Raw genomic sequence first — 1,854 nt, 5'->3', positions numbered from 1 at the left:
GACTGTGATGGGTAGGGGAGCGTCGTGTGCCGGGTGAAGCAGCCGCGGAAGCGAGTTGTGGACGGTTCACGAGTGAGAATGCAGGCATGAGTAGCGATACACACGTGAGAAACGTGTGCGCCGATTGACTAAGGGTTCCTGGGTCAAGCTGATCTGCCCAGGGTAAGTCGGGACCTAAGGCGAGGCCGACAGGCGTAGTCGATGGACAACCGGTTGATATTCCGGTACCCGCTTTGAAACGCCCAATATCGAGCCCATTAATGCTAAGGCCGTGAAACCGCCGGGTGCGTCTTCGGACAATCTCGGAGTGGTGGAGCCGCTGACCCAAGGTGGTAGTAGGTAAGCGATGGGGTGACGCAGGAAGGTAGTCCAGCCCGGGCGGTGGTTGTCCCGGGGTAAGGGTGTAGGACGCACGGTAGGCAAATCCGTCGTGCACATAGTCTGAGACCTGATGCCGAGCCGATTGTGGTGAAGTGGATGATCCTATGCTGTCGAGAAAAGCCTCTAGCGAGTTTCATGGCGGCCCGTACCCTAAACCGACTCAGGTGGTCAGGTAGAGAATACCGAGGCGTTCGGGTGAACTATGGTTAAGGAACTCGGCAAAATGCCCCCGTAACTTCGGGAGAAGGGGGGCCACGCCTGGTGATCCAATTTTCTTGGTGAGCTGGGGGTGGCCGCAGAGACCAGCGAGAAGCGACTGTTTACTAAAAACACAGGTCCGTGCGAAGCCGTAAGGCGATGTATACGGACTGACGCCTGCCCGGTGCTGGAACGTTAAGGGGACCGGTTAGCTCCATTTCGGTGGGGCGAAGCTGAGAACTTAAGCGCCAGTAAACGGCGGTGGTAACTATAACCATCCTAAGGTAGCGAAATTCCTTGTCGGGTAAGTTCCGACCTGCACGAATGGCGTAACGACTTCTCGACTGTCTCAACCATAGGCCCGGTGAAATTGCACTACGAGTAAAGATGCTCGTTTCGCGCAGCAGGACGGAAAGACCCCGGGACCTTTACTACAGTTTGATATTGGTGTTCGGTTCGGCTTGTGTAGGATAGGTGGGAGACTGTGAAGCGGCCACGCCAGTGGTTGTGGAGTCGTCGTTGAAATACCACTCTGGTCGTGCTGGATGTCTAACCTGGGTCCGTGATCCGGATCAGGGACAGTGTCTGATGGGTAGTTTAACTGGGGCGGTTGCCTCCCAAAGGGTAACGGAGGCGCCCAAAGGTTCCCTCAGCCTGGTTGGCAATCAGGTGTTGAGTGTAAGTGCACAAGGGAGCTTGACTGTGAGACCGACGGGTCGAGCAGGGACGAAAGTCGGGACTAGTGATCCGGCGGTGGCTTGTGGAAGCGCCGTCGCTCAACGGATAAAAGGTACCCCGGGGATAACAGGCTGATCTTCCCCAAGAGTCCATATCGACGGGATGGTTTGGCACCTCGATGTCGGCTCGTCGCATCCTGGGGCTGGAGTCGGTCCCAAGGGTTGGGCTGTTCGCCCATTAAAGCGGTACGCGAGCTGGGTTTAGAACGTCGTGAGACAGTTCGGTCCCTATCCGCTGTGCGCGTAGGAATATTGAGAAGGGCTGTCCCTAGTACGAGAGGACCGGGACGGACGAACCTCTGGTGTGCCAGTTGTTCTGCCAAGGGCATGGCTGGTTGGCTACGTTCGGGAGGGATAACCGCTGAAAGCATCTAAGCGGGAAGCCTGCTTCGAGATGAGTATTCCCACCTCCTTGAGAGGGTAAGGCTCCCAGTAGACGACTGGGTTGATAGGCCGGATGTGGAAGCCAGGTAACTGGTGAAGCTGACCGGTACTAATAGGCCGAGGGCTTGTCCTCAGTTGCTCGCGTCCACTGTGT

Annotated in this window: 1 rRNA gene (only partly in view); it reads left to right on the top strand. The window is 56.9% G+C overall.

The features are described from left to right. Window positions 1-1,833: ribosomal RNA gene (locus AC0699_RS39415) — 23S ribosomal RNA — on the top strand (it extends 533 nt beyond the left edge of the window). The last annotated feature ends 21 nt before the right edge of the window (window positions 1,834-1,854 follow it).

This window comes from Streptomyces sp. NPDC043870, from assembly GCF_056435785.1.
The sequence above is the reverse complement of the archived record's forward strand: the minus strand, read 5'-3'. Positions and strand labels throughout refer to the sequence as shown.